Origin of the sequence: Salinicola acroporae (assembly GCF_003206615.1) — a bacterium.
In the GTDB taxonomy this organism is placed as follows: domain Bacteria; phylum Pseudomonadota; class Gammaproteobacteria; order Pseudomonadales; family Halomonadaceae; genus Salinicola; species Salinicola acroporae.
Map to the genome: position 1 here is coordinate 380,531 of NZ_PZJW01000002.1, position 24,199 is coordinate 404,729.

At 61.0% G+C, this 24,199-nt stretch carries 22 protein-coding genes; 11 read left to right on the forward strand and 11 right to left on the reverse strand.

From position 1 onward, the window contains the following. The 10 genes from DOM54_RS02925 to DOM54_RS02970 all read right to left on the reverse strand — a co-directional run bounded on the left by DOM54_RS02925 (nt 1) and on the right by DOM54_RS02970 (nt 12,093). On the reverse strand, nt 1-774 hold the full coding sequence (locus tag DOM54_RS02925) for a PEP-CTERM/exosortase system-associated acyltransferase (protein ID WP_206018986.1): 774 nt from the start codon (nt 772-774) through the stop codon (nt 1-3). 10 nt (nt 775-784) lie between these two features. Then, nucleotides 785-3,610, reverse strand: a complete 2,826-nt coding sequence (locus tag DOM54_RS02930; RefSeq protein ID WP_110714893.1) for a bifunctional diguanylate cyclase/phosphodiesterase — start codon at nt 3,608-3,610, stop codon at nt 785-787. 24 nt (nt 3,611-3,634) lie between these two features. Beyond that, a complete protein-coding gene (locus tag DOM54_RS02935; RefSeq protein WP_240613738.1) occupies nt 3,635-4,828 on the reverse strand; it encodes a hypothetical protein in 1,194 nt (397 codons plus the stop codon). Continuing rightward, entirely contained in the window at nt 4,821-5,249 is a 429-nt protein-coding gene (locus DOM54_RS02940; protein ID WP_206018987.1) for a hypothetical protein, read from the reverse strand. Before DOM54_RS02940 ends, DOM54_RS02935 begins: the two co-directional genes overlap by 8 nt. Before the next feature lie 409 nt (nt 5,250-5,658). Beyond that, nucleotides 5,659-6,825, reverse strand: a complete 1,167-nt coding sequence (locus DOM54_RS02945; RefSeq protein ID WP_110714895.1) for an alpha-hydroxy acid oxidase — start codon at nt 6,823-6,825, stop codon at nt 5,659-5,661. 77 nt (nt 6,826-6,902) lie between these two features. After that, a complete protein-coding gene (locus DOM54_RS02950) occupies nt 6,903-7,823 on the reverse strand; it encodes a dihydrodipicolinate synthase family protein (protein WP_110714896.1) in 921 nt (306 codons plus the stop codon). Nucleotides 7,824-7,885: 62 nt separating this feature from the next. After that, on the reverse strand, nt 7,886-9,004 hold the full coding sequence (locus DOM54_RS02955; protein WP_110714897.1) for a mandelate racemase/muconate lactonizing enzyme family protein: 1,119 nt from the start codon (nt 9,002-9,004) through the stop codon (nt 7,886-7,888). 29 nt (nt 9,005-9,033) lie between these two features. Next, a complete protein-coding gene (locus DOM54_RS02960) occupies nt 9,034-10,542 on the reverse strand; it encodes a tripartite tricarboxylate transporter permease (RefSeq protein WP_110714898.1) in 1,509 nt (502 codons plus the stop codon). Between the two features lie 58 nt (nt 10,543-10,600). Next, nucleotides 10,601-11,080, reverse strand: coding sequence for a tripartite tricarboxylate transporter TctB family protein (locus DOM54_RS02965; protein ID WP_110714899.1), 480 nt, complete (start codon nt 11,078-11,080; stop codon nt 10,601-10,603). Between the two features lie 32 nt (nt 11,081-11,112). Further along, complete coding sequence (locus tag DOM54_RS02970; protein ID WP_110714900.1) at nt 11,113-12,093, reverse strand: tripartite tricarboxylate transporter substrate binding protein; 981 nt, start codon at nt 12,091-12,093, stop codon at nt 11,113-11,115. A 329-nt stretch (nt 12,094-12,422) separates the two neighbouring features. On the opposite strand from DOM54_RS02970, the gene DOM54_RS02975 reads away from it, so the two are divergent. Continuing rightward, nucleotides 12,423-13,151 (forward strand): GntR family transcriptional regulator, encoded by a 729-nt coding sequence (locus DOM54_RS02975; protein WP_110714901.1) that lies wholly within the window; start codon nt 12,423-12,425, stop codon nt 13,149-13,151. 31 nt (nt 13,152-13,182) lie between these two features. Here the strand turns inward: DOM54_RS02975 and DOM54_RS02980 are convergent, their stop codons facing one another. Continuing rightward, complete coding sequence (locus DOM54_RS02980; protein WP_110714902.1) at nt 13,183-14,943, reverse strand: IlvD/Edd family dehydratase; 1,761 nt, start codon at nt 14,941-14,943, stop codon at nt 13,183-13,185. 212 nt (nt 14,944-15,155) lie between these two features. On the opposite strand from DOM54_RS02980, the gene DOM54_RS02985 reads away from it, so the two are divergent. The 10 genes from DOM54_RS02985 (at nt 15,156) to DOM54_RS03030 (ending at nt 24,193) form a co-directional block, all read left to right on the forward strand. Next, a complete protein-coding gene (locus DOM54_RS02985; RefSeq protein WP_110597951.1) occupies nt 15,156-15,596 on the forward strand; it encodes a hemerythrin domain-containing protein in 441 nt (146 codons plus the stop codon). Between the two features lie 127 nt (nt 15,597-15,723). Beyond that, nucleotides 15,724-16,308 carry a lipocalin family protein gene (locus DOM54_RS02990; RefSeq protein WP_110714903.1) on the forward strand — a complete coding sequence of 195 codons (585 nt, stop codon included), beginning with the start codon at nt 15,724-15,726 and terminating at the stop codon, nt 16,306-16,308. 99 nt (nt 16,309-16,407) lie between these two features. Further along, complete coding sequence (locus DOM54_RS02995; protein WP_110714904.1) at nt 16,408-17,439, forward strand: SMP-30/gluconolactonase/LRE family protein; 1,032 nt, start codon at nt 16,408-16,410, stop codon at nt 17,437-17,439. A 229-nt stretch (nt 17,440-17,668) separates the two neighbouring features. Then, nucleotides 17,669-18,664 carry a succinylglutamate desuccinylase gene (locus DOM54_RS03000; protein WP_110714905.1) on the forward strand — a complete coding sequence of 332 codons (996 nt, stop codon included), beginning with the start codon at nt 17,669-17,671 and terminating at the stop codon, nt 18,662-18,664. A 321-nt stretch (nt 18,665-18,985) separates the two neighbouring features. Next, the gene (locus DOM54_RS03005) at nt 18,986-19,756 is read left to right on the forward strand and encodes an ABC transporter ATP-binding protein (protein WP_110714906.1); all 771 of its coding nucleotides are present in this window, start codon (nt 18,986-18,988) and stop codon (nt 19,754-19,756) included. Nucleotides 19,757-19,769: 13 nt separating this feature from the next. Next, nucleotides 19,770-20,486: an ABC transporter permease gene (locus DOM54_RS03010; RefSeq protein ID WP_110714907.1), complete on the forward strand. Its 717-nt coding sequence runs from the start codon at nt 19,770-19,772 to the stop codon at nt 20,484-20,486. Continuing rightward, a complete protein-coding gene (locus tag DOM54_RS03015) occupies nt 20,474-21,205 on the forward strand; it encodes an ABC transporter permease (RefSeq protein WP_110714908.1) in 732 nt (243 codons plus the stop codon). Before DOM54_RS03010 ends, DOM54_RS03015 begins: the two co-directional genes overlap by 13 nt. Before the next feature lie 46 nt (nt 21,206-21,251). Then, nucleotides 21,252-22,073, forward strand: coding sequence for a transporter substrate-binding domain-containing protein (locus DOM54_RS03020; protein WP_110714909.1), 822 nt, complete (start codon nt 21,252-21,254; stop codon nt 22,071-22,073). Nucleotides 22,074-22,140: 67 nt separating this feature from the next. Further along, nucleotides 22,141-23,259, forward strand: a complete 1,119-nt coding sequence (locus DOM54_RS03025; protein WP_110714910.1) for a succinylglutamate desuccinylase/aspartoacylase family protein — start codon at nt 22,141-22,143, stop codon at nt 23,257-23,259. A 163-nt stretch (nt 23,260-23,422) separates the two neighbouring features. Then, a complete protein-coding gene (locus DOM54_RS03030; protein WP_110714911.1) occupies nt 23,423-24,193 on the forward strand; it encodes an ABC transporter substrate-binding protein in 771 nt (256 codons plus the stop codon). Nucleotides 24,194-24,199: the final 6 nt, after the last annotated feature.

Genomic DNA, 24,199 nt, shown 5'->3' on the forward strand with positions numbered 1-24,199 from the left:
TCAGTTCAATATCTTGCACAGCGTTCCGGTACCCAAAATGCCAGGAACGCTGCCCTTCTCCATGATTTGTCGTGACAAGTCCTTCTGGATCGAGCGATACAAGGGAAGAATCGAGCTTCGCATGCCATACTCGGCATGTCGCTGATCGATATAAAATGCCGCCCGCTCACCCCGAAAATGGATTGGCTGGGATACCTGGGAAAAGCGAATCCCCGACCTCGCCAGTAACCTCTGGAAACGATTTTCCATCATCGCAAGAACGTGAAAGCGTCCTATCAGCCCGGTAAATGCCGTAGCACATAAAAAAAGGCTAACGCCAATCATCGGGAAAAAGCGCCTTTCCTGCTGTGAGAAAACGAACTCCCCAAACCCATCCACCGCCGCTTCTTCAACCCTGCTGGACCGAAAATAGCTCGGGATCGCCACGCGAGATATCTCGCAAAGATCCTCGGACCGGACCTTGGAGTCGAGCTTTATAGCGACCCCGTGTTCACGACAATGTTCCTCGATTGGTAGACCATAGCCACCCTCATCCCAGTTATCGGGAAACACGATTCTCATACATCCTGCGGAGAGTCCTGTCGCCCGGTGCTCAATCAGGCAATGGAGAGATCGACCATCGAACTCGTCCCGTTCGATCCGGTTCTTCGCGTCAATAGGCTCATAACCCAGCTCTTCACAATAAACTTTGTGCCTGAGGGAAAAAACCCGCGAGCGGTCACTTTCGGACGCGGCAAAGACGACACTAAAAAGATCAAAAAAATCATTCTCCACTCCAGCCCCCTTATCCCTTATAAAATTCTGCATCCGCTATCGTGGTGGGCCTTCCCAGATAAAACCCCTGAACGTAGTCAACACCATATCCACGAAGGTACGGCAACAGCTCAGACCTATCGACAAACTCCGCGACAGTTTTCTTGCCCATCCCCTTAGCGATATCCACGATGGCCTTGACTATCAACTGGCTTTCTTCGCTCTCGGGAAGCTTTTGAATAAACGAACCATCTATTTTTATATAGTCGGCAGGAAACTGACCCAGATAGTGAAAACTGCTAAAACCAACACCAAAATCATCCAACGCCACCTTGCAACCTAAAGCCCGGATGCTCTCCAATACACATCTCGCTGAGGCAAAATCGGTCACGGCTGCAGTCTCGGTGACCTCGATGATGATCCGGGCAGGATCAACCGCATGACGCGAGAACTCATGCTTCATGAAATCAGTCAAGTCACCGTCATGCAAAGACTGTCCTGATAAATTGATAGCCAAATTGGCCGTGGTGTCGGCAAGCGTAGACATCAAGCGAATGCCATTCGATAACACCCATTTGTCGACCGCAACGATTTGCCCACTCTGCTCGGCGACCGGTATGAAAATACCGGGAGACAAGTTTTCACCGTTGGCATCTCTTAGCCGGAGTAGAACCTCATAGTGTTGGACGTCGAAATCGAACAAACGAAAAATTGGCTGGACCATGAGTTCAAAATCGTCATTGAGTAGCGCATTGCGGATCATCTCTACCCAATAAACGCGCTGTTTTATCTCCTCCCGTCCCTGCTGCTCGGGAGACAGGAGATACCAACGCTGCGCTGCATCGACTTTCGCCTGGTACATCGCATAATCGGCGTTGGCCATCAGTTCATCGGGAAAAGCCCCGTTAGCCGGATAGAGCGCAATACCAATGCTGGCGCTGGCGCGATGGATACGACCCTCGACATGCAGAGTCTTCTGTTCCAGATGGTCCGCAATTCGCTGAGCCATATCGACAGCACTCTGTTGGGATGCATGCTCGAGGAGAATAGCGAACTCGTCCCCTCCCAAACGCGCCACGACATTACCCCGCCCCAGTTCCGACAAGGCCGCTGCGACTGACCGTAGCAACTGATCGCCCGATTGATGTCCGCTAGTCTCGTTAACTTCCTTGAAGCGGTCCAGATCAAGATAAAGAACTGCGCCAAACGAGCTGGGTGTAACGGCGCGAGACAAGGCTTCTTCAAAAAACCGTCGATTGTAAAGCTCGGTCAGAGAATCTCGACTGGCCAACCAGAGCAGTCTCGTTTCTGCCAGCTTTCGCTCGGTAATATCCACCCCGACAGAAATGAGCTCCTGATGGGAACCACGATCTTCTGTCTCCAGGGGAGTGTGATACCAGACGATGGTTCTGATCTCGCCATCCCCCGAGACTAACTTGCTTTCCTGTTGACCACCACCATCAAAAAATTCATCAATATTAACCAGGTCTGCCGCAAAGACATCCTGGAATTTATTATCAGACAGCTGATCAGACGACTGTCCTGTTAGCCATTCGCAAAACCGGTTGGTCAAGGTGATATGACCATTTCGGTTATGAATTACGATTAAAACTTGAGCGGTATTGAAAAGGCCTGACACGAAGTCACGTTCTCTTGCCAGCTCCTTCACACGGTTTTCCAGCTCGACTCCCCGAAGGTTTATCTCTTGCTCCATACCCTCAAGTTTGGTTTCCAGTTCGATTGCCGTGCCCTCCAGAACGTCAAGCTCATCCAGGAAGAAGGCCTTCGTTGGCGGCATCGAATCTCGCATCACGTCGTATCGTCGCTGTGCTAACAAGGGAAGCTTTCGACTAATTATTCTTAGCCTATCCATTCGATTCTTCAACATGCTGAACAGAATCACTTCCGAAGCCAACCAACCCAGCAGTGCAATCAAAAGAACCATACGCGTAGTGCTGGAAATCGAATTTATCTGAGCCGTAACATCCGATACCAGCAAGAAATATCCGGATTTTTCGCCCACTTGCTGATTGTCTTTATCGATGGGGATCGCAATGACTTCAAAGACCTTGTTATCCTCGGTATATCGAGCGACCTTTCCATCAACCTCGGAGAACGTTATACCGCCAGCGATGGATTTAAGCAGCGGCCAGCTAGTATCTTCATGTGTCAAGGCAATCAAATTCGCATTCCAGCTTTCCAAAAACCTGTCATTGGCAAATCTGGTCAACCCCGAGGCAGTAACTAACAGCGCAACTTCGCTACCGGAGCTTCTTTGCATATAGCGAGTCACATCGGCAAGCGAACGGGAAACCATGATGACGCCGGCGTCCATGCCTTCTGCCAGCACAGGAACAGCCACATATTGGCGACACTCTCGGTAGCAGGCTAGCCTCTTCATTGGCTTTTCTTCTTTGATCACCTGTCCAAGCCATTCGGCATCTACAGCGGCTTGACTATCAGGCTGTCCCTGCCCTAGTGTTATTACACTTTTAGTATCGCTATCGTAGACACTGACGTCATCGAGTCCGGCATCTAACTGGAGCGTGGGCCACTGAGGTGATAAAGCCGATTCTATGTCCGAGGCGTCGCCCTCAAGTAAGGCATGACTCAGGCTGGGGGAAGATGCCAATAGGCTAGCTATTTGCCGCATGGCATCCGCCGAACTTTGTAAAGTCAGGGATACTTCATACCGCTGGCGATCATAGAACGATTTTTGAGATTGACTAAATTGCTGTACCAAGGCGTGATTGCTCACCCATGCAACAAGGCTTGCCAATGCCAGCAGCAAAAAGCTAGTAAATACCAACGCCCTCCATTTTAGACTAATCCGAAAAACATTCTTTCGATTGTGCATTTAACCGGCCTTAAATTGGCGTCATTAGAAAAAATAGGAAGCCTGGAATAGCAACATATTCCAATATTTATCCTGCTTTTCAGACGCCCCCTCACCAACCACAGGCACCCATCCCGTGCCTTCAATATGATGTAGCTCTGACGACAGAAGAAACCTGGGATAAACTTGCCACTGAAGACCGGTTGTCCAATCCTTTGCATATCGAGAAAACGCAGGCCGACGGGACTGTTCCGCGAAACTAGCCCCCCTTCTATCATCACGGTCCACGACGTACGAGTCATACCTCACGATCCAGTCCCAGTCGACATTCAGCCTTCTTGAATATTGGACATACCAGCTTTCACCGGTAATATTGTAGTTATAAGGATCTGAGAATTTTTCTGTTTTCAGATTTCTCAGCGCATATTCGGTCGTAAAGGACCAGTTTTCTTGATTATATTGAAAAGAAAAAATCCACGGCACGAAGAGGAAGTCACCATTTCCCGGCGCTTCTTCCGCGGAGTCGAACTTGGCTTTGACCCTAGCGTTTGTCAGCGCCAGAACGATGGCACCGCCACCGTACTCATATCTTGCTTGGCCAATGTAGGAAGTTTCTCCAGAAAAGTCCCCCAAGCCGTTACTGCCTAATAACGATCCTGCCACTTGGCTATCGAACCTGGGGTTTCCGACGCCGACCTGGAGCCTGACTACGCTGTTGTCCATGCGCCGCTCAACGTAGCCCATGACGCCGTCAGAACTTAACGCCGGCTTTCTAGTGCGATCAAAGTATATAGACTGTGGCAGCAGTATACTGGGGCGGGTGATCGCCACGTCTCGGGCCTGATTGTATAGTCCGAACGGGTTCTTGAATCGTCCAAACTGCACGCCAACTGTATTTTGGTTATCAGTCAGAAACTGATAGTCCACCACGCCATAATCAAGCTCGGGGTCATTCAGTTCGCCATCATCTCCGGCTTGCCTAGCCAGCATTTGACCCGCCACCAACACGTTGTTTAGCGGTCGAAAAGAGGCGTTCAAGCCTAGTTCGGTGTACTCCCAGCTTCCACCACCCTCGCTACTGGGTCCGAAGAAATCATTATGGTCGGTCACGATGAGTGCTTGACTCATGAAGCCATGAACCTGGAAGGTGTCCGACATTTCCACGGCGTGGGCGTTGGCCGCGAGCATCAGGGATATCGCTGCTTGAGTTGCGATTGAGAGCGGTTTCAGTTTATTCAATGTCGAGCACCCGAACCTGGTCCGTCAGGCTTGATTGTTTGATGTATCCGACACTGCCGGGCGTGGAGGCGACCTCCTCGATCATTTCAGCTTCGCTGGCGACCTCGTTGGGGGCCTGCCCGGTACCGGAAAATACGGCACGGTCCCAGGCGAGTCGAAGTTGATGCGGATAGACACCCAAGATTTTCTTGGAAAAATCCTCGTGAATCGGGTTGTCGTCCGGCAGGACGAAGACGTGCACGGCCTGCCCATCGGGGAAAGTTCTCTGTCGCATCGCGAAAATGGCTCTCAATGTCTCTAGCGGCAGAGAGGCCTGCATTACCGTCCTGTTGGCGATAACGACGGTTGCTGGCTCGTCTCCGAAACTATTCACGGATAACAGAGAGAGCAGCAGCACACAGCCGGTCAGTGTCCGCCGCATGCGTCACGACTCCCCGACATGTCTGCTTCCGCCATGATGTTTGTCAAAGACACACCCCGACCCGAAATCGATTGCATTTCAGAGACATCTACGACCCGGTCTTTTTCATCGCCCAGCATCGCAGGTTGGAGTGCCTGATAGTCTCGGAATAACTCTGGGAACGGCGGCCATCTTATGGATTAGGCTACCGGCTTTCTCTTTCAGCATCGTTGCTGTCCCCTACTACCGCATTATTATGCGCTGCCCTGGACACTGCCTGGCGTGGCCAGAAAGGCAGCCTTGACTTCGCCCGCCAATCCGCAGAGCTTCCATCACAGCATACTCATATTGCCGTGACTCGCCCAGCGACCAGGCCGATCGTGGAGCGTTGTGAAGCGCTGTCGGGAGGTGATGACTGATGGCGGGAATCTCAGGGAACCCTGCGTAGCCGGCTCATATTCATCTGGCGAATGTCCGTAATGCCAAGCAGCGCCATGTTCCGCGCGATCTCCTCCTGCATCAGATGGATCGCATGGCTGGTGCCCGCTTCTCCGGCGTAGGCGGCGGCATAATTGAAAGGACGACCGAAGAAGACGAAGCGGGCCCCCAGCGCCAGTGCCTTCAACACATCGGTACCGCGTCGGAAACCGCTATCGATCATCACAGGAAGGTCGCCCACGGCCTCGATGACCTCGGGGAGCGCGCGCAAGGGAGCGATGGTGCCGTCCAGTTGTCTGCCGCCATGGTTGGAAACGATGATGGCATCCACGCCCTGCGTCTTGGCACGCTGGGCATCCTCGGGGTGCAGGATGCCCTTGACCACGAGGTTTCCCGGCCATCGCTCCCGCACCAGGGCAAGATAGTTCCAGTCGAGGTGCGAGCGCCCCGAGAAGTCGCGATTGACGTGACGCGAGATGACCGGGATGCCCCGGGTCGCGTGATTGTTCTCGAAGTGCGGAATGCCGTGGTGACGGAGCGTTTTGTAGAACGTCTCGTAGAGCCAGCGTGGCTTGACCAAGCCATCCAGTGCCAGTCGAAGAGTCGGGCGAATCGGGGACGAGAAGCCGCTGCGCCGGTTGTTGTCGGGATTGGGCGGAACGGGGTAGTCCACGGTGATGACCAGATTGCGAAAGCCGGCGCGCTCGACCCGAGCGATCAGCGCCTCGATGCCAGGCTCGTCTCCCGGCAGATAGGCTTGGAACCAGTCGCACCCCTCGACCGCAGCCACCTCTTCCATGGGAATCAGTGACGAACCGCTCATGACCATCGGCACATTGGCCCTTGCCGCCGCCCGAGCGAGCGCTAGATCCCCCCGGTAAGCGGATAGCGCACTGATCCCCATGGGGGCGATACCGAACGGCGCCGCGTAGTGTCGCCCCAGCAGTTCTGTCTCCAGGGAGACGCATGAGACATCGATCAGCGCTCGCGGCAGGAAACAGTAATCGTCAAAGGCCGCGCGGTTGGCGGCCAGGCTCTTGCCCTCCTCAGCGGCGTTGGCGACGTATCCGTGGATCGGCCGGGGAAGATGGCGTTTGCCGGCACGTTCGAGGTCCAGGAAGTTGCGAATACGGGACAGGCGGCGTTGTTGGCGCGTCACGAAGGATCCTTACGCGTTGAGCAGAGAGTTCGAGATTACGGCGGCGACGCCGGCGATGTCGACGCCGATAGCGATCGTCACCCGACCAGCCCCGGCATCACAAAATCGACCCGCTTCAGGGCCGTCAGCAGTTTGTCGCGCTGGCTCTCGTCGAGCGAGACCAGCGGCGGTCGCAGCCGGTCCCAGCCGGAATCGTCGCTGAAATGGGCGGTGGCGGCCTTGAGGGCCGGGATCATCGGCACGCTTTCGAAGATATCGCGAATCTCGTTCAGCGCCTGCTGGCGCGCATCGGCATCGTCGCCCTGCCAACTGCCGCCCAGCGCTGAGATCGCGCGAGGATTGACGTTGGCGGTGGCACTAATGCAACCGACGCCGCCGGCCCGCAGCGTGGGCAGTAGGAAGCGCTCGCTGCCCGCGTAGACTCTAAATCCTTGGGTTCCGAAGGCATCGATGACGGCCTGGGTGTTGGCCCAGTCACCCGAACTATCCTTGATCCCTGCCACGGCCTCGGGGTAGCGCTTCAGCAGTCGCTCGATCAGCCCCAGGCCAATCGGAACCTGCGCCACCGGCGGAATATGGTAGAGGTAGAGACGAAGCCGCTCGTCGCCAACGCGCTCGATCACCTCGCAATAGAACCGGAACAGCCCCTCTTCCGAGACGCCCTTGTAGTAGAACGGCGGCAACATCAGCACGCCCCCCACCCCCTGGCTCACCGCATGTCGCGTCAGGACCACGCTATCGGGTATCGAGCAGCAGCCGGTGCCCGGCATCAGCCGGGTCGTGTCGATCCCTGCCGCGACCAGGTGATCGAGCAGCTCGAGTCGCTCCTGCACCGACAGCGAGTTGGCCTCGGAGTTGGTGCCGAAGATCGCCAGGCCGACATCGTTGCTCAACAGCCAGCGACAGTGCTCGACGAAGCGCGCCGCATCCGGCGAGAGGTCATCGCGAAATGGCGTGATGACTGGCGAAAGTACGGTACCGCAGGGCGCATTCGGCATGAGCGCAGACCTCTGGCAGACAGGGTGATTAGAGAGTGATGGTGACGATAGGCCGGGTCGACTCAGGACCAGGGCTCGACGGCGTAGCGCGACAAGGCGGCTTCGTCGAAATCGAATCCCAGCCCCGGCGCTCGTGGCAGATGCAGGCGCCCGTCACCGAAGGTCAACTGGGTATCGATCAATCTACGGAAGTTAAGCACTTGGTCGTCGGCAAAGAATTCGACGAAAGGCGCATTCGGCGTCGAGCCGACCAGATGGACGTGAAGGTCATGGAACCAGTGGGGGCAGATCTCCACGCCGTAACTGGCCGCAGTGGCCGCGATCCGCCGGAATTCGGTGATTCCGCCACAGACCGCCGCGTCGGTCTGCAGGATCATCGCCGCTTCCTTGTCCAGTAGCTCCTTGAAGCGCCAGCGACCGGCCTCGATTTCGCCCGTCGCCACCGGAATAGGCGTGCGCTCGGCCAGGCGGCGGTGGTTGTCGATGTCGTCCGGGCTGAACGGCTCCTCGATCCAATAGGGGGAGTAGGGCTCAGCCATTCGCGCAAATGCCAGGGCCGAAGGGAGATCCTGCCAGGCGTTGTTGGCATCCATCATCAACAGCACGTCGGGGCCGATGGCTTCTCGAACGGCGGCCAGGCGCGCCTCCTCGCCAGCCAGATCCTCGCGCCCCACCTTCATCTTGACCGCCCGGAAGCCCATCTCGACGTAGCCGGTCATCTCCTCCGCCAGCTTGGCCGGCGTCTTGCCGTCCAGGTAATAACCGCCGCTGGCGTAGGCCGCCACACTCTGTTCGTCACTGGCGCCGAGAAACTGGTAGAGGGGCAGGCCGGCGGCGCGGGCGTTACGGTCCCACAACGCCACGTCGAGGATGCTCAACGCCCGCATCACCGAGCCGGCGCGGCCATGCAACAGGCTCTCATACATCTCCTGCCATAGCCCCTCGACGCGATGAGCGTCCTGCCCCATTACTACCGGCTTGAGCAGGTCGCGCACCGCCTGCGTCACCAGGTGGCCGGCATTGTTGCCGCCATAGCAGAAGCCGATGCCACTGATACCGTCGTCCCCGGTCACCTTGACCAGGGCGTAGTCCCGCTTAAGGACTTGCCGGTTGGAGAAGCTGGTCGGGTTGTCCAGCGCGACATTGACCGTTCGCGCCTGTACCTCGGTAATTCTGGTCATCGCTCACTCTCCGAATGTTTGGGATGGCATCAATCGGGTTTCAGGCGACGCTTGAACGGCACGCGCAGCCAGCGGAAGAAAGGTGTCGCCTGCAGGATCGAGAGCAGCGCGAGGATCAGCAGGACGGTGGCGATCGGACTCTCCAGGAACACACCGAAACTGTCATTGCCGATCAGCATCGACTGCTGGAAGCTGGTCTCCATCACCGGCCCCAGGATCAGACCGATCACCATCGGGGCCGGCGAGACGCCCGCCTTGCTCATCCAGTAGCCGAACAGGCCGAAGCCCAGCATCAGTCCGACATCGAACAGACTGTTGTTGATGGCGAAGGCGCCGATGATGCAGAGCGTCAGAATGGCGCAGGCGATGAAGCCATCGGGAATCCGGGTCACCGACACGCTCATCTTGGTGAACGCCAGCCCCACCACCAGCAGCGCGATATTGGCGAGGATCACCGCCCAGATCAGGGTGTAGGTGACATCGCCGTAGTCGGTGAGCAGATTGGGGCCCGGCAAAATGCCCTGCACCATTAGCGCGCCGAGCAGGATCGCGGTGGAGGAACTTCCCGGAATGCCAAGGGCGATGGTGGGAATCAGCGCACCACCGACGACCGCGTTGTTGGCCGCCTCCGGCGCGGCAACCCCGGCGATCTCGCCCTTGCCGAAACGGCTCTTGTCCCTGGCGAAGCGCTTGGCCTCGTTGTAGGCAAACCAGCTCGCGGTATCGCCGCCGGTCCCCGGAATCAGGCCCACGACGATGCCAATGCCGCTGGAGCGCAGGATGTTGGGCATCAGTTGCTTGATGGTGCGCCAGCGCGGCATCAACCGGTCGGTGATACGGCTCGCGACCTTGCCGCCCCGATGGGAATTCTCGATCAGCGTCAACGCCTGGGGCACCGAGAACAGGCCGATCAATGCCACCGTGAAGTCGATTCCGGCAAACAGATTGATCTGGCCAAACGTCATGCGTGGCGTGCCGGTCGTCAGGTCCATCCCGACCGTACTGAGCAGCAGTCCCAGCCCACCGGAGAGCAGACCGCTGATCACCGACCCCTGAGCCAGCGAGCCGATGATGGTAATGCCCAGCACGGCGATGGCGAACAGCTCCACCGGGCCGAACTCAAGCACCAGGGTGCCGAGCAGCGGGGCTGCGGTCAGCAGCGCAATGCCGCTCATCAGCCCGCCGAAGAAGGAGGCGAACAGCGAGATCCCCAGCGCCTGTCCAGCCTTGCCCTGCTGCGACAGCGGGAAGCCGTCGAGCACGGTCGCCGCCGCCGATGGCGTGCCCGGCGTACGCAGCAGGATCGCGGCGATGGAGCCACCGTAGGAGGCCCCGACGTAGAGCGAGGCCAGCATGCTCAGCCCGGTCGCCGGATCGAAGCTGAACGTCAGCGGCAGCAGCAGGGCCAGCGCCATCGTTGCCGATAGCCCAGGCATCGCCCCGACGAATAGCCCCAGCAGGGTGCCACCCAGAATGCAGGCGATGTTGTTGACGCTGATCACGTTGGTCAGCCCGATCATCACCAGTGAGGAATCCATGCGTGTCTACTCTCCTGTGCCCGAACCGAGCGTCGTGGCCACCCGCTTCGGCCAGGGTTTAAAGGAAGCTCGGCAGCAGCGGAATCGGCAGCCCCAGGAACTGCACGAACACCAGACAGACCATCGCGATCAACAGCGCCCCGGCGATCACCGCGAAGGTCCACTTCACGGTGCGCAGAATCGACAGCGACAGGGCCAAGAACAGCGCCGTGGCCAGCACGTAGCCCAGCGTCGTCATCATGGCGACATATCCCACCGCCAGCAGGAAGATGACAGCGACCGCCATCCAGCGCCGAGGCGGCGGCGGCGCGTCGTCCGGCGCCATGGCGGATGCCTCGGTGGCGGGCTCGCGAAGGGCCGGTCCCTGGCGTCGCAGGCGCAGCTCACTGGCCACCATCGCCAGCGACATGAGCGCCACGGCCACGGCGTAGATCATCGGCATCTCGGCGGCGGCGCGGGGGTATTGGCTGGCGTCGAGGAAGAAGACGCCAGCCACGACGAGGCCGAATACTCCCAGCAGCAGACGACTGACGTTCATGGCGCCCTCCTCCTCGGCAACTCGCCGGTCGCTCAACGGCCGACCTGATCCTTGACCGAGTCCCAGATTTCCCGATAGTCGCTCTCCATCTTGTCGATCATGGCGCGGTAGTCGTCACCGGTGACGACATCGAGATTCATGGCGCGCTTTTCCGCCTGGGCCTGGAAGTCGGGGTCCTTGGCCAGGGTCTGGAACGCTTCGATCAGCTGCTGCCGGGCCTCTGCCGGGATATCCGCCGGCGCGCTGTAACCGCGCGAGGAGCCCGCCACCACGTCGACGCCCTTCTCCTTCATGGTGGGGACGTCGGGCAGACTGGTCAGACGCTTCTCGGCGAACACCGCCAGCGCCCTCAGGTTGCCGGACTCGACCTGACCGTAGACGTTGCCCACGTTGTTGAAGCTGGCGTCGATCTTGCCGCCCATGGCCGCCGTCGCGGAGGGGCCATCACCCTGGAACGGCACCTTCTTGAACGACAACCCCTTGGCCTGCTCGAGCAGGATGGTGGTGAAGAAGTCATCGCCACCGACGCCGGAATTGCCGATGGTCACGGTGCCCGGGCTCTGCTCGGCGGCCGCGAACAGATCCTCGATGGTCTGGTAGGGGCTGTCCGCACTGACGACGACGATGCCCGGATCGGTCACCACGTTGGCGATCGGGGTCATCTCATCGGTCTTGTAGGTGATGGCATCGTTCATGATGTAGTTGGTCATCAGCATCGGCGTGTTGGTGATGCTGATGGTGCTGCCGTCGTTGGGCGACTGCTTGGCCAGACGCGTCCACGCGACGGCCCCGGTGGCACCAGGCATGTATTCGTTGACGAAATCGACACCGAGGATCTCGCTCAGCCGTGGCTGTACCAGCTGAGCCAGGGCGTCACTGCCGCCTCCCGGCTTGAATCCCTGCAATACGGTGATCTCGTCGCCTCCCACGTAATCGGCGGCTTGCGCCAGGGGAGACAGACTGATGGCCACGGCGGCGATCGTCAGCCAATGGCGGAGGGGTTTGGCGTGCATGGTCGATTCCTCTCTGACGGAGTCAATTTGTCGTTGTCGTACCTACGCTTCGTGTTGCCGGCTTGTCGTGCCAGAAAGAACGTATTAATTTATCGATCAAATTGTCAATAATATTGACGCCAATAGCGACTAAAGCAGTAACATCCTGCAAAATGACGCCAAAGGCCGAAAAAGCAGGGTCATCTTCGAAGTCGGCATGGCAGAATCGATTCTGCAGCCAGCCGTGGAGCGGGACTGTCACCCCAGCACGGGCGCTTGCTCCGCCCCCTGCCCGCTGCGGACAATGGCCGACCGAGTGACGCGAACTTCATCGTGACGGGAACACATTCATGCCAAAGCGAGACACCGCCAAACCGACCTCCGCCGCCCCCGGCCATCGTCTCGCCGATGAACACGCGGAACCCCCGGTCGAGGGGGTGCGCGTCGCCGATATCGTTTCGGCCATCGAAGAGGATATCGTGCTGAATCGCGCGCATCCGAAGGAGAGACTGGTCGAGGAAGACCTGATGCAGCGCTTCGCCGGCAAGCGCCACGTGGTGCGCCAGGCGTTGTTTCAGCTCGAGAACGCCGGCCTGGTGGAACGGATCAAGAATCGCGGGGCCTTCGTCAAGTCCTATACACCCGAAGAGGTGGAGGGAATCTACGTCATGCGCGAGCTCCTGGAGGAGGCCGCCGCGGATCGTATCCCGATGCCGGCGCCGCCTTCGCTGATCGAGGCCCTGACCGACATACAGGCTCGGCACAGCGCCGCGGTGGAGAGCGGCGACCTGCGCGCGGTGTTTCACCACAACATCGCCTTCCACCGCACCCTGTTCGCGGCCTGCGGCAACGACTACCTCGCCGACACGATCAACGAGTTCGCCCAGAAGGCCCACGCCATCCGCTTCATCGGCACCACCGACCGTGAAGCCATCCTGCTGGCCCGGGACGAGCATCTGGCCATGATCGACGCGCTCGAGCGCCAGGATCGCGCCGAGCTACACCGACTCTGCTACCGGCATCTCCAGCCCTCCAAGGAGCGTTACCTGCATCTCTATCGGATTCGGGAAGGCGGCTGACAAGAGTGATGGCGGGCCTCGAGGCCCGCCATCACTTCGGCACCCGGCGCTGGATGGTCGGCGGCCGCAGGAAGGCGAAATCACAGCCTTGGTCCGCTTGGGTGATCTGCTCGAGAAACAGCTTGCGATAGCCCCGCTCGGCGGTCAGCGCGACTGGCCGCCAGCCCTCCCGGCGCCGGGCCAGTTCCGCCTCGTCGACCAGCAGCTCGAGGCGCCGTTCACTGACGCTCAGGCGAATCCGGTCGCCGTTCTCGACCAGCGCCAGCGGCCCGCCGAGGGCGGCTTCCGGCGTCACGTGCAACACGATCGAGCCCGCCGCCGTGCCGCTCATGCGACCGTCGGAGATTCGCAGCATGTCGCGCACGCCCTGCCGGGCCAGCTTGCGCGGAATCGGCAAATACCCGGCTTCGGGCATTCCCGGCGCACCCACCGGGCCGATACGCTTGAGCACGAGAACATCCTCCGCCGTCACGTCCAGCGTCGGATCGTCGATTCGCGCGGCCATGTCCTCGGCATCCTCGAACACCACCGCACGCCCCTCATGCTCCATCAGTCGGGCATCGGCGGCCGACTGCTTGATGATCGCGCCACCGGGCGCCAGGTTGCCACGCACGAACGCGATCCCGCCGGCGGGGTAGAGCGGCGCGTCGAAGCGATGCACCACCCGCTGCTCGAACGCCGGCGCGGCGTCGATCTCCTCCCCCAGCGTGCGACCGGTCACGGTCATGGCATCCAGATGCAGCAGCGGCTTCAGCTCGCGCAGCACGGTGGGCAGTCCGCCGGCACGATGCAGATCTTCCATGTAGTGCTGGCCCGACGGCTTGAGATCGACCAGCACCGGCGTCTCGCGGCTCATGCGGTCGAAGGCGGCCAGATCGATATCGATACCCATGCGCCCGGCGATCGCGGTCAGGTGGATGATGCCGTTGGTCGAACCTCCGATCGCCAGCAACACGCGCAGCGCATTCTCGAACGCCTTCTCGGTCAGTATCTTGTCCGGTGTCACGCCCGCCCGCGCGTTGATCACGGCCTGGCGGCCGGTCGCCTCGGCGACACGCATGCGATCCGCAGTCACTGCCGGCGGCGAGGCACTGCCGGGCAGAGCGACCCCCAGCGCCTCGCTGATACACGCCATGGTGCTGGCCGTCCCCATGACCGAGCAGGTGCCGACACTGCCGACCAGCTTGGCGTTGACCTCTTCGATCTCCTGGTCGTCGATCTCTTGGCCGCGATACATGCCCCAGTAGCGACGACAGTCGGTGCAGGCCCCCACCCGGACGCCGCGGTGACCGCTGGTCAGCATGGCGCCGGTGACCAGCTCGAGCATCGGCAGGTTGGCGGAAGCCGCCCCCATCAATTGGGCGGGGACGGTCTTGTCGCACCCGCCGATGAGGACCACCGAATCCATTGGCTGGGCACGAATCATCTCTTCCGTGTCCATCGACATCAGGTTGCGCAGATACATGCTGGTCGGCGTGGAAAAGCTCTCGGCTATCGAGATGGTCGGAAATTCGATCGGCAACCCGCCCTCCAGCATCACCCCACGCTTGACCGCCTCGATCAGTTGCGGGGCATTGCCATGGCAGGGGTTGTAGCCGCTGCCGGTATTGACGATGCCGACGATGGTACGATTGAGCGCATCGTCGCTGTAGCCGGCTCCCTTGATGAACGCCTTGCGCAGGAATAGCGAGAAACCGGCATCGCCGTAGTTGACCAGGCCCTGGTTGAGCCCTGTCTGGCGCACCTCGTCCGGATTGTCATGCCGCTTGTCGCTAGCTGAGTTGGTCGTCATGGCACCCTCATCGTCAATATTATTAATAATATTATTGACACAGGTAATCACAGTTGGCGCGGCAATGACATCCGACTTAAGCCGCAGCCTCCCCGTGACAGGACCGTGAACCGGATTTAGCAGCAACGACCCTTATCGCCTAACCTTGTGGCGAGCGGCGGCCACGAACCGCTGCCGATACCCGCAAGGACCGCGACACAAGGATGAAGACGATGACGCTTTTCGAAGACCTGCGTGAGAGCCACGACAAGCAGCGCCGCCTGCTGGACCTGCTGGTCAAGACCCATGGCGACAGTGAAGGCCGCGACGAGCTGTTCAAACGGCTGCGCGCCGAACTCGAGAACCATGCCGCCGCCGAAGAGCGGGCGCTCTATATTCCGATGATGGAATACGACATGACCCAGGAGAAGGCGCGGCACAGCGTTGCCGAACATCACGAGATCGACGAGTTGCTGGAAACGCTGGAAGCCACCGAATACGACTCGCCGGGCTGGCTGGCCAGTGCCAAGAAACTCCAGCACCTGGTTACGCACCACCTCGACGAAGAGGAACAGGAAGTGTTCCAGTTGGCGGGGCGGGCGCTGGACGACTCGAAGAAGGCCGATCTGGCCAAGACCTACCGCCATGAGATGGAGAGCCGGGAAGCCAGCTGAATGGCGAACATCCGTCGACCGCTCCGACCGGAGCGGTCGTCACGCTAGTCGCCGGGATCCGGCAGCGGAGGTGCAACTTTTTCCTGTCGGAAAACTCTCAGCAACAGCCATAAAAGGAAGGATCCTCATGTTGCTGCCCTCGAGACTCCCGCGATATCCGCGACTGACTTGGCTCGCCCCTTTCACTTTGCTCGCGGGTTGCACGGGCGTCCCCGAAGGTACGCAACCCGTCGGTGACTTTCAGCTAGACCAGTATCTAGGCCAGTGGTACGAAATCGCCCGGCTCGACCACGGCTTCGAGGAAGGCCTGGAGTGCGTCACCGCGGAGTACACTCGCCGCGCCGACGGCGACATCCGCGTCGTCAATCGTGGCTACGACCCTGCCAAGGGCAGTTGGGAAAGCGCCGAGGGGCACGCCAGCTTCGCCGGGGACCCCAGCGTCGGCCATCTGAAGGTCAGCTTCTTCGGTCCTTTCTACGCAGGCTACAGCGTGCTGGCGCTGGACGAAAGTTATCAACATGCTCTCGTCGCCGGCCCGGACCGGGACTACCTGTGGATACTTTCACGGGATCCGACGCTGGACGAGCCCACCTATACGGCGCTGATCTCGCAGGCCCGCCAGCTCGAGTTTCCGGTCGACGAGCTGATTCAGGTCACCCAGGATCCGGATGCCTGCCCGCGAGCCGGCGGTTCGGGAAAACCACGGGCTTGAGCCTGCCGCTCGTGCTTTGGTCGACATCCCGGCGCCTCCGGCGGTCATTGCCGAAAGACGTTCTATAGTGGGTACAACCATTTTCATCTGGAGCCCGCCATGCCCCTCGATCGTCGACAGCTTCTGCGTAACTCTGCCCTGATCGGCGTCTCTGCCGCATTCTCGCCCGGCCTGTTGGCCCAGACCACCCAAGCCCCGCCCACTCGCTATCCCGACGAGGCATGGCAGGTGCTGGACGACCGCTTCAAGCCTTATTACTTGTTCAACACCCCGCTCGAGCGCCACTGGTCCGGCGGACTATGGCTCGAGGGTCCCGCCTGGAACGCGGTCGGCCGCTACGCAGTCTTCAGCGATATTCCCCGCGCCCGGCAGATGCGTTGGGACGAGATGACCGGCCAGGTCAGCGTGTTGCGCGAAGGCGTGGGTCACTCCAACGGCAATGCGTTCGACCACCACGGCCGCCTGGTCGCCTGCGAGCACTCACCGGCAAGGGTCGTGCGCTACGAATGGGATGGCACCACCACCGTGCTGGCGAGCCGCTACCAGGGCAAGCGGTTGAACGCCCCCAACGACCTGGTAATCCTGCCCAACGATGGGGTGATCTTTACCGATCCCGGCTACGGCGCCCACGTCGACTACGAGGGCGAGAAGCGCGCGCTGGAGATCAAGCCGGCGATCTACTATGTCGATGACACGCTGGACACCCCCAAGCTGCTGAGCGACGAACTGGGCAAACCCAACGGTATCGCCCTGTCCGGCGATGGCCGGACACTCTATGCCAGTGATACCGCTCCCTCCCATTTTCCCGACCGCCCGGCAACGGTGTCGCGCTGGGCGCTCTCCCAGGACGGCCAGTCGCTCAGCAACCGCGAAACCCTGGTGTCGAGCAAGGATGCCGAGACCTACGATGGCATCACCCTGGATCAGGACGACAACCTGTGGGCAGCGACATCCGGCGGCAAGGGCCACGACGGCGTCTCGATCTTCTCTCCCAACGGGGACCGTATCGGCCGGATCCTGCTGCCGGAAGTGTGCGCCAATCTCTGCTTCGTCGGCGAACACCGCAACCGGCTGCTGATGGCGGCGAGCCGTTCCATCTATACCCTCTACACCGGGACCCGCGGCGTATGAATGCCAGCGTCGTCGCTGAATCCGGTGCCGCTGGCTTTCAAGATCAGGCCGCGTTTTTTCAGCGTATCGACGAGGCCGCTTGCCGGGCCCCACGATCGGGGTAAGCTGGACGTTCCCTGACAACAGCCGAGAATCGGCATGAACCCGATCCAACCTCTGTTCGCGCCGACCTCCTCCTCTCCCGGTTGCCGGGAGAGTTCGCACAGCGCCTCGATGCCCCGAGATATCCATGCTCGATGACTGGCTCTCGGCAACGCTCGACGGCAGCGTCGCCGGTCGACCCGCCAGTGGCCGGCTACCTGGCGGTCGTTACCGGCTCCATGGCGAGGGGATTCTCGAACTGGTACCGGATGTGGCCGCTTCCGATGCGCGCAGCGTGGTGATTTCCGCGGGCATCCACGGCAACGAGACCGCGCCCATCGAGCTGGTCGGCGAACTGCTCGCCGCGCTGGAGGCCGGGCGCGTCGCGCTGGGTGCGCCGCTGCTGGTCATCCTTGGCAACATTCCCTCGATTCGCGCGCAGACCCGTTTCGTCACCACCAATCTCAACCGCCTGTTCCGGCGTGGGCTCGACCAGGAGGGAGAGGAGCCTGAGCGAGCGCGGGCGTTGATGCATGCGGTCGACAGCTTCTTCGCGCGCCATCATCATTGCCCGCTGCATCTCGACCTGCACACCGCCATACGCGACAGTCGCTATCCGCGCTTCGCCGTGGAGCCCTATACGGAAGGAGAGGCAGGGACCCAGCCTCGTTCGGCGTGGCGGGCGCTGGCGGCAGCCGGCATGCAGGCCGTACTGCTGCAGCATCGACATAGCTGGACCTTCTCCCACTACTCGCGCCACTACCACGCTGCCGAGGCCTATACGCTGGAACTCGGCAAGGTACGTCCATTCGGCGCCAACGACCTCGATGCCTTGGATGGCATGCGGAGTTGGCTCGCCACACTGGCGCAGGGCGTTCCGCCGGCCGGTGGCGACGTGGCCGACCTCCGGTTCTTCCAGGTCGCCTTCGAGCTAATGCGTACGAGCGACGCCTTCCGACTCACGTTCGCCGAGGACGTCGCCAACTTCAGCGAGTTCGCGGTGGGAGAAAGGCTGGCCGAGGACGAGAAGGCAGGCCCCTTCGTGGTGGAAGAGGCGCCGCTATCGGTGGTCTTTCCCAATGCCCAAGTCGAGCTCGGTGCGCGCGCGGTGCTGTTGGTTCGACCCTGCGATGTTCCCGGCTAGACCTGGCGGCGACAGCATCGACGACCGCGATCGCCGACTCGCCCACGACGATTTTCGATTCGCTAAACAATGACAACACCATTCAGGAGTTTTCCAAAATGAACAAAGACTTACACTTCGATCACCTACCCCTGCCCCGCCCCCGTCGACGCTCCGACCTGGCGTTATCTGGAACCTAACGGCGAAACTGCTAGAATCGCCGCATTTTTCGCCGGGGAGTCGGCGTCGCCAACGCCATCGACGATGGCACGGTCGACAGCAAGACGGGCCATCTGACGCCGTGCCGCTTCCCGCCAGCCAACCCACTCGGTGGACAACATCATGGCCGCGACCCCCATTCCCCTGGAAGCGAAGGGCATCAAGAAGCGCTTCGGCGATCACGAGGTACTCAAGGGGATCTCTCTCCAGGCACAGAAAGGCGACGTCATCACGCTGATCGGTGCTTCCGGTTCCGGGAAAAGCACGTTCCTGCGCTGCATGAACCTGCTGGAACAGCCCGACGAAGGCGAACTGATCGTTCACAACGAGACCATCGGTTTCCGCGCCACCAAGCACGGCCGCGAGCCCGCCGACTGGAAGCAGGTCGAGCGCATTCGCGCCAAGCTCTCGATGGTGTTTCAGAACTTCAACCTGTGGTCGCACATGACCCTGCTCGAGAACGTTATCGAGGCGCCGGTCAACGTGTTGAAGAAGCCCAAGAAACAGGCGATCGAAGAGGCCCGCGCCCTGCTCGACCGCGTCGGCCTGCTGGAGCGCGCCGACTACTTTCCAACCCAGATGTCCGGCGGCCAGCAGCAGCGCGGCGCCATCGCCCGGGCACTGGCGATGGACCCGGAGGTCATGCTGTTCGACGAACCGACCTCGGCGCTCGATCCGGAACTGGTCGGTGACGTCCTCAAGGTCATGCGCGATCTCGCCGACGAGGGCCGCACCATGATTCTGGTGACCCACGAGATCGCCTTCGCCCGGGATGTCTCCAGCCAGGTGATCTACCTGCACCAGGGCGTGGTCGAAGAGGTCGGCGCCCCGGCCGATGTCCTCGACAACCCGCGCTCCGAGCGCCTGCGCCAGTTCCTGGCGCCCAAGCACTGAGGCGGAAACCATCATGATCGACCTGCAAGGCTACGGCCCGCGGCTGCTTGAGGGGGCGCTGGTTACCGTCGAACTGGCGGTGCTATCGCTGATACTGGCAGTCGTCCTGGGGTTGTTGACCGCCAGCGCCAAGCTGTCGCGCAACCGTCTGATCCACGGCATCGGCACGCTCTACACCACGCTGGTGCGCGGCGTGCCGGATCTGGTGCTGATGATGCTGCTGTTCTACGGCGGGCAGATCGGGATCAACATGCTCACCGACCAGCTCTACTACGCCTTCGACATCGACATCTTCATCAACGTCGACGCCTTCGTGGCGGGTGTCATCACCATCGGCCTGATCTTTGGGGCCTACATGGGCGAAACCTTCCGCGGCGCCTTCCAGTCAGTGGAAGAGGGACAGATGGAAGCCGCGCGAGCCTACGGCATGAGTCCGCTGCTCGCCTTCCGCCGTGTCCGGTTTCCACTGATGATGCGCCATGCCCTGCCGGGGATCGGCAACAACTGGATGGTGCTGCTCAAGACCACTGCGCTGGTCTCGATCATCGGCCTGACCGACATGGTGCGGGTCGCCGCCGAGGCGACCAAGGCGACCCATGAGCCGTTCTTGTTCATGCTGCCGGTGGCGGGAATCTACCTGCTCATCGCTTCGCTCTCGGAGTGGGGCTTCGCCAAGCTCAGCAAGCGCTACAGCACCGGTTTCGGGGAGGCCAGCGAATGGACCAACTGAACGCCTGGTTCACCCAACTGCTCGCGGGCAACGCGATCTTCACCGCCAATACCCTGGGCTTCTACTGGAACGGTCTGGTCACCACGGTGCAGCTGGTGTTCCTGTGTCTGCTGCTGGGCATCGTGCTGGCGGTACCGCTGGCGATCGGCCGCGGCTCCAAGCGGTGGTGGATCAAATGGCCGATATACGCCTACACCTACGTCTTCCGCGGCACCCCGCTGCTGATCCAGCTCTATCTGGTCTACTACGGCGTGGTGTTCTTCAATGGCATTCAGGACACCATCTTCTGGGAGGTGTTCAAGGACGCCTTCTACCCGGCGCTGATGGCGTTCACGCTGAACACCGCGGCCTACACCACCGAGATCTTCCGTGGCGCGATCAAGAACACCGCCAAGGGCGAGATCGAGGCGGCACGTGCCTACGGCATGTCCAAGGGCCTGATGATGCGTCGTATCATCCTGCCCAGCGCCTTCCGCCGCGCGCTGCCGGCCTACGGCAACGAGGTGATCTTCATGCTCCACGCCAGCGCCGTGGCAAGCGTGGTGACGATCATGGACCTGACCGGGGCGGCCTACTACGTCTACGCACGCTTCTATGCCCCCTTCCCGGCCTTCATCTTCGTCGCCCTGATCTATCTGTGCCTGACCTTCAGTATCATGTTCGTTTTCCGCCGGCTGGAAAAACGCCTGCTGGCCCACCTGCGACCGCGGGGCGCCTGACGGCCCGATTCCCGATCATCAACCACCAATCACAAGAGAGTCGAATATGAACAAGTGGATCACCAGCGCCCTGCTCGCCGGCGCACTCGTCTCCGGCCAGTTCCTCGGCCAGGCCATGGCGCAGGACGACAAGGACACCGTTCGCCTGGGCATCGACGTGCCCTACGAACCGTTCGTCATGCGCGATGCCGACGGCAAGCTCGAGGGCTTCGAGATCGACCTCGGCAACGAGCTGTGCGCTCGCGCCAATCTCGAGTGCAGCTGGGTCGAACAGAGCTGGGACGGCATCATTCCCGGCCTGCTGGCACGCAAGTACGACGCGATTCTCTCCTCGATGGCGATCACCCCGGAGCGCGAGCGCCAGGTGATGTTCTCGCTGCCCTACTACAACACGCCGAGCGTGTGGATCACCGCCCGGGATCGCGATATCGACATCGACGACAAGGCTTCGCTCAAGGGCCTCTCGGTGGGCGTGCAGCGCGGCACCATTCGCGACGTCTACGTCACTCAGGAGTACGGTGACGTCCTCGACATCCACCGCTACGGCTCCTCTCAGGAGGTGGTCAACGATCTCAAGTCCGGCCGACTCGATCTGACGTTCGAGGATTTTCCGATCGCCAACGACGCCATCGATTTCCGCCAGGAAGACAGCCCTTACAAGCAGCTCGGTGACAGCATCAAGACGCCGACGTCGATCTTCGGCAAGGGTGCCGCCATGGCGTTCCGCCAGCGCGACAAGGCGCTGGCCGCCAAGTTCGACAAGGCGATCTGCGAAGTGTACGCCGACGGTACCTTCGACAAGCTGATGGGTGAGTACTTCGACTACGACCTCTCGGTCCGACCCAGCGAAGCCGACTGCGCCCAGTAACCCAGCCCCGCCCGGTCGTTGCCGCGCCAGCGACCGGACCTATCGATTCTCGAGCCGAGGAAGCGTCGTGGAACATCGGAAACACCCATTGATCAGCCCGGTGCCGGGCACCGAGCGACAGATCGACAGCTTTCACTACGGCCCGGCAGACGCCGAGCGCCACCTGTACATTCAGGGTGCCCTGCACGCCGACGAACTGCCCGGCATGTTGGTGGCCTGGACCCTGAAACAGCGCCTGGCCGAACTCGAAGCTCAGGGCCTGCTGGCCTGCCGCGTCACCCTCGTCCCGGTAGCCAACCCGGTCGGCCTGGACCAGCAACTGATGGACACGCCGCTGGGCCGCTATGACTTCGAGAGTCTGACCAACTTCAATCGCCGCTACGCCAACGTTGCCGACGAGATCGCCGATGGTCTGGACGCCGCGCTGGACGACGACATCGCCCACAATCGCGACCTGATCCGCGACCGGTTCGAGGCCGCGCTCGATGCAATGACGCCGACGACGACGCTGGAGTCGATGCGACTGACCCTGCAGCGGCTGGCCTGCCATGCCGACTTCGTGCTCGACCTGCATTGCGATTTCGATGCGGTGGAACATCTCTATACCACCCCGGCGGCATGGCCGGTGTTCGAGCCACTGGCACGCTACTTCGGCGCCAAGGCGAGCATGCTGGCGACCGACTCCGGCGGACAGTCGTTCGACGAGTGCTTCACGCTGGTTTGGGAACGGCTTCGGCAGACCTTCGGCGACCGTTTCCCGCTCGATTACGGCTGCCAGTCGGTAACCCTGGAGCTGCGCGGACAGCGAGACGTCGATCACGACCTCGCCGCTCACGACGCTCAGGCGATCATCGACTGGCTCCGCCACCTGGGACTCGTCGCCGGCGAGGCGCCACCCCTGCCCGAGCTGGCCTATCCCGCCACCGAACTGGCGGCAATGGACTTCCTGCACGCCCCGATCGGGGGGCTGTTGGTGTTCCACGCCAAGCCGGGAACGACCGTCGAGGCGGGGCAGCTCATCGCCGAGATCATCGACCCGATCAGCGATCGCGTCGAGCCGGTCCGCGCGCCGCAGGCGGGCATGTTCTACGCTCGCAGCCAGCGCCGCATGGCCACGGCCGGCATGATCGTCGCCGATATCGCCGGCCACCACAGTCACCGCAGCGGCTACCTGCTGGCGCCGTGAATCAGGCGTTGATCGCGGTGATATTCAACCGTGTAAGCTTTCGTTATGCTGCGGTTGTCATCCATCGGATGTCGTGGATCGTTCGCCGCCCACGAAGCGCCGGACGAACCGGGACCGAGTCGCAACACACAAGAACACACGCATCACGAGAGAGAAGCGATCCATGAAAAAACTGCTGACCACCAGCCTGCTTGGCGCCGCGCTGATCGCGGGCGTCGTCCAGGCCCAGGACACCGAACAGCTGCGTATCGGTGTCGACGTTCCCTACGAGCCGATGGAATATCGCACCCCGGACGGTGAACTGACCGGCTTCGACATCGAGCTCGGCAACGCCATGTGCGCGCAGATCAACGCCGACTGCGAGTGGGTCGTCCAGGCCTGGGACGGTATCATCCCCGGCCTGCTGGCACGCAAGTACGACGCCATCATGTCGTCGATGACGATCAACGACGAGCGCCGCCAGACCGTGCTCTTCTCCGATCCGTACATCAAGCCGCCCTCCGCCTGGTTCGCGGCTGCCGACAGCGGTATCGAAACCACCTACCCCGAGTCGCTCAAGGGCAAGACCATCGGTGTCCAGCGCGGCACGCTGCAGGACAACTACGTCACCGACATGTACGGCGACGTGGCCAACATCAGCCGCTACACCACCGCCGACGACCTGGTGCTGGACATGGATGCCGGACGCGTCGACATCGCCTTCCTCGACTTCCCGGTGGGCAAGTCCACGCTGCTGGACAGCAAGGATGGCGACTACGTCACCGTCGGCGACATGATCAGCGAGCCGGCAAAATACTTCGGCGAAGGCTTCGGTATTGCCTTCCGTCCCCGCGACAAGGAGCTCGCCGAGCGCTTCGACGACGCCCTGGCCACGCTGAAGGACAACGGCACCTACCAGAAGATCTACGACAAGTATTTCAAGACCCAGCAGTAGAAGGTC

Coding starts and splice junctions, on each gene's coding strand:
- DOM54_RS02955 (WP_110714897.1), bottom strand. CDS start 9,004: ATGACCAGAATTACCGAGGTACAGGCGCGAACGGTCAATGTCGCGCTG.
- DOM54_RS02995 (WP_110714904.1), top strand. CDS start 16,408: ATGCCCCTCGATCGTCGACAGCTTCTGCGTAACTCTGCCCTGATCGGC.
- DOM54_RS02930 (WP_110714893.1), bottom strand. CDS start 3,610: ATGCACAATCGAAAGAATGTTTTTCGGATTAGTCTAAAATGGAGGGCG.
- DOM54_RS02990 (WP_110714903.1), top strand. CDS start 15,724: ATGTTGCTGCCCTCGAGACTCCCGCGATATCCGCGACTGACTTGGCTC.
- DOM54_RS03020 (WP_110714909.1), top strand. CDS start 21,252: ATGAACAAGTGGATCACCAGCGCCCTGCTCGCCGGCGCACTCGTCTCC.
- DOM54_RS02985 (WP_110597951.1), top strand. CDS start 15,156: ATGACGCTTTTCGAAGACCTGCGTGAGAGCCACGACAAGCAGCGCCGC.
- DOM54_RS03030 (WP_110714911.1), top strand. CDS start 23,423: ATGAAAAAACTGCTGACCACCAGCCTGCTTGGCGCCGCGCTGATCGCG.
- DOM54_RS02980 (WP_110714902.1), bottom strand. CDS start 14,943: ATGACGACCAACTCAGCTAGCGACAAGCGGCATGACAATCCGGACGAG.
- DOM54_RS03005 (WP_110714906.1), top strand. CDS start 18,986: ATGGCCGCGACCCCCATTCCCCTGGAAGCGAAGGGCATCAAGAAGCGC.
- DOM54_RS03015 (WP_110714908.1), top strand. CDS start 20,474: ATGGACCAACTGAACGCCTGGTTCACCCAACTGCTCGCGGGCAACGCG.
- DOM54_RS02970 (WP_110714900.1), bottom strand. CDS start 12,093: ATGCACGCCAAACCCCTCCGCCATTGGCTGACGATCGCCGCCGTGGCC.
- DOM54_RS02950 (WP_110714896.1), bottom strand. CDS start 7,823: ATGCCGAATGCGCCCTGCGGTACCGTACTTTCGCCAGTCATCACGCCA.
- DOM54_RS02975 (WP_110714901.1), top strand. CDS start 12,423: ATGCCAAAGCGAGACACCGCCAAACCGACCTCCGCCGCCCCCGGCCAT.
- DOM54_RS03000 (WP_110714905.1), top strand. CDS start 17,669: ATGCTCGATGACTGGCTCTCGGCAACGCTCGACGGCAGCGTCGCCGGT.
- DOM54_RS03010 (WP_110714907.1), top strand. CDS start 19,770: ATGATCGACCTGCAAGGCTACGGCCCGCGGCTGCTTGAGGGGGCGCTG.
- DOM54_RS02965 (WP_110714899.1), bottom strand. CDS start 11,080: ATGAACGTCAGTCGTCTGCTGCTGGGAGTATTCGGCCTCGTCGTGGCT.
- DOM54_RS02940 (WP_206018987.1), bottom strand. CDS start 5,249: ATGCGGCGGACACTGACCGGCTGTGTGCTGCTGCTCTCTCTGTTATCC.
- DOM54_RS02960 (WP_110714898.1), bottom strand. CDS start 10,542: ATGGATTCCTCACTGGTGATGATCGGGCTGACCAACGTGATCAGCGTC.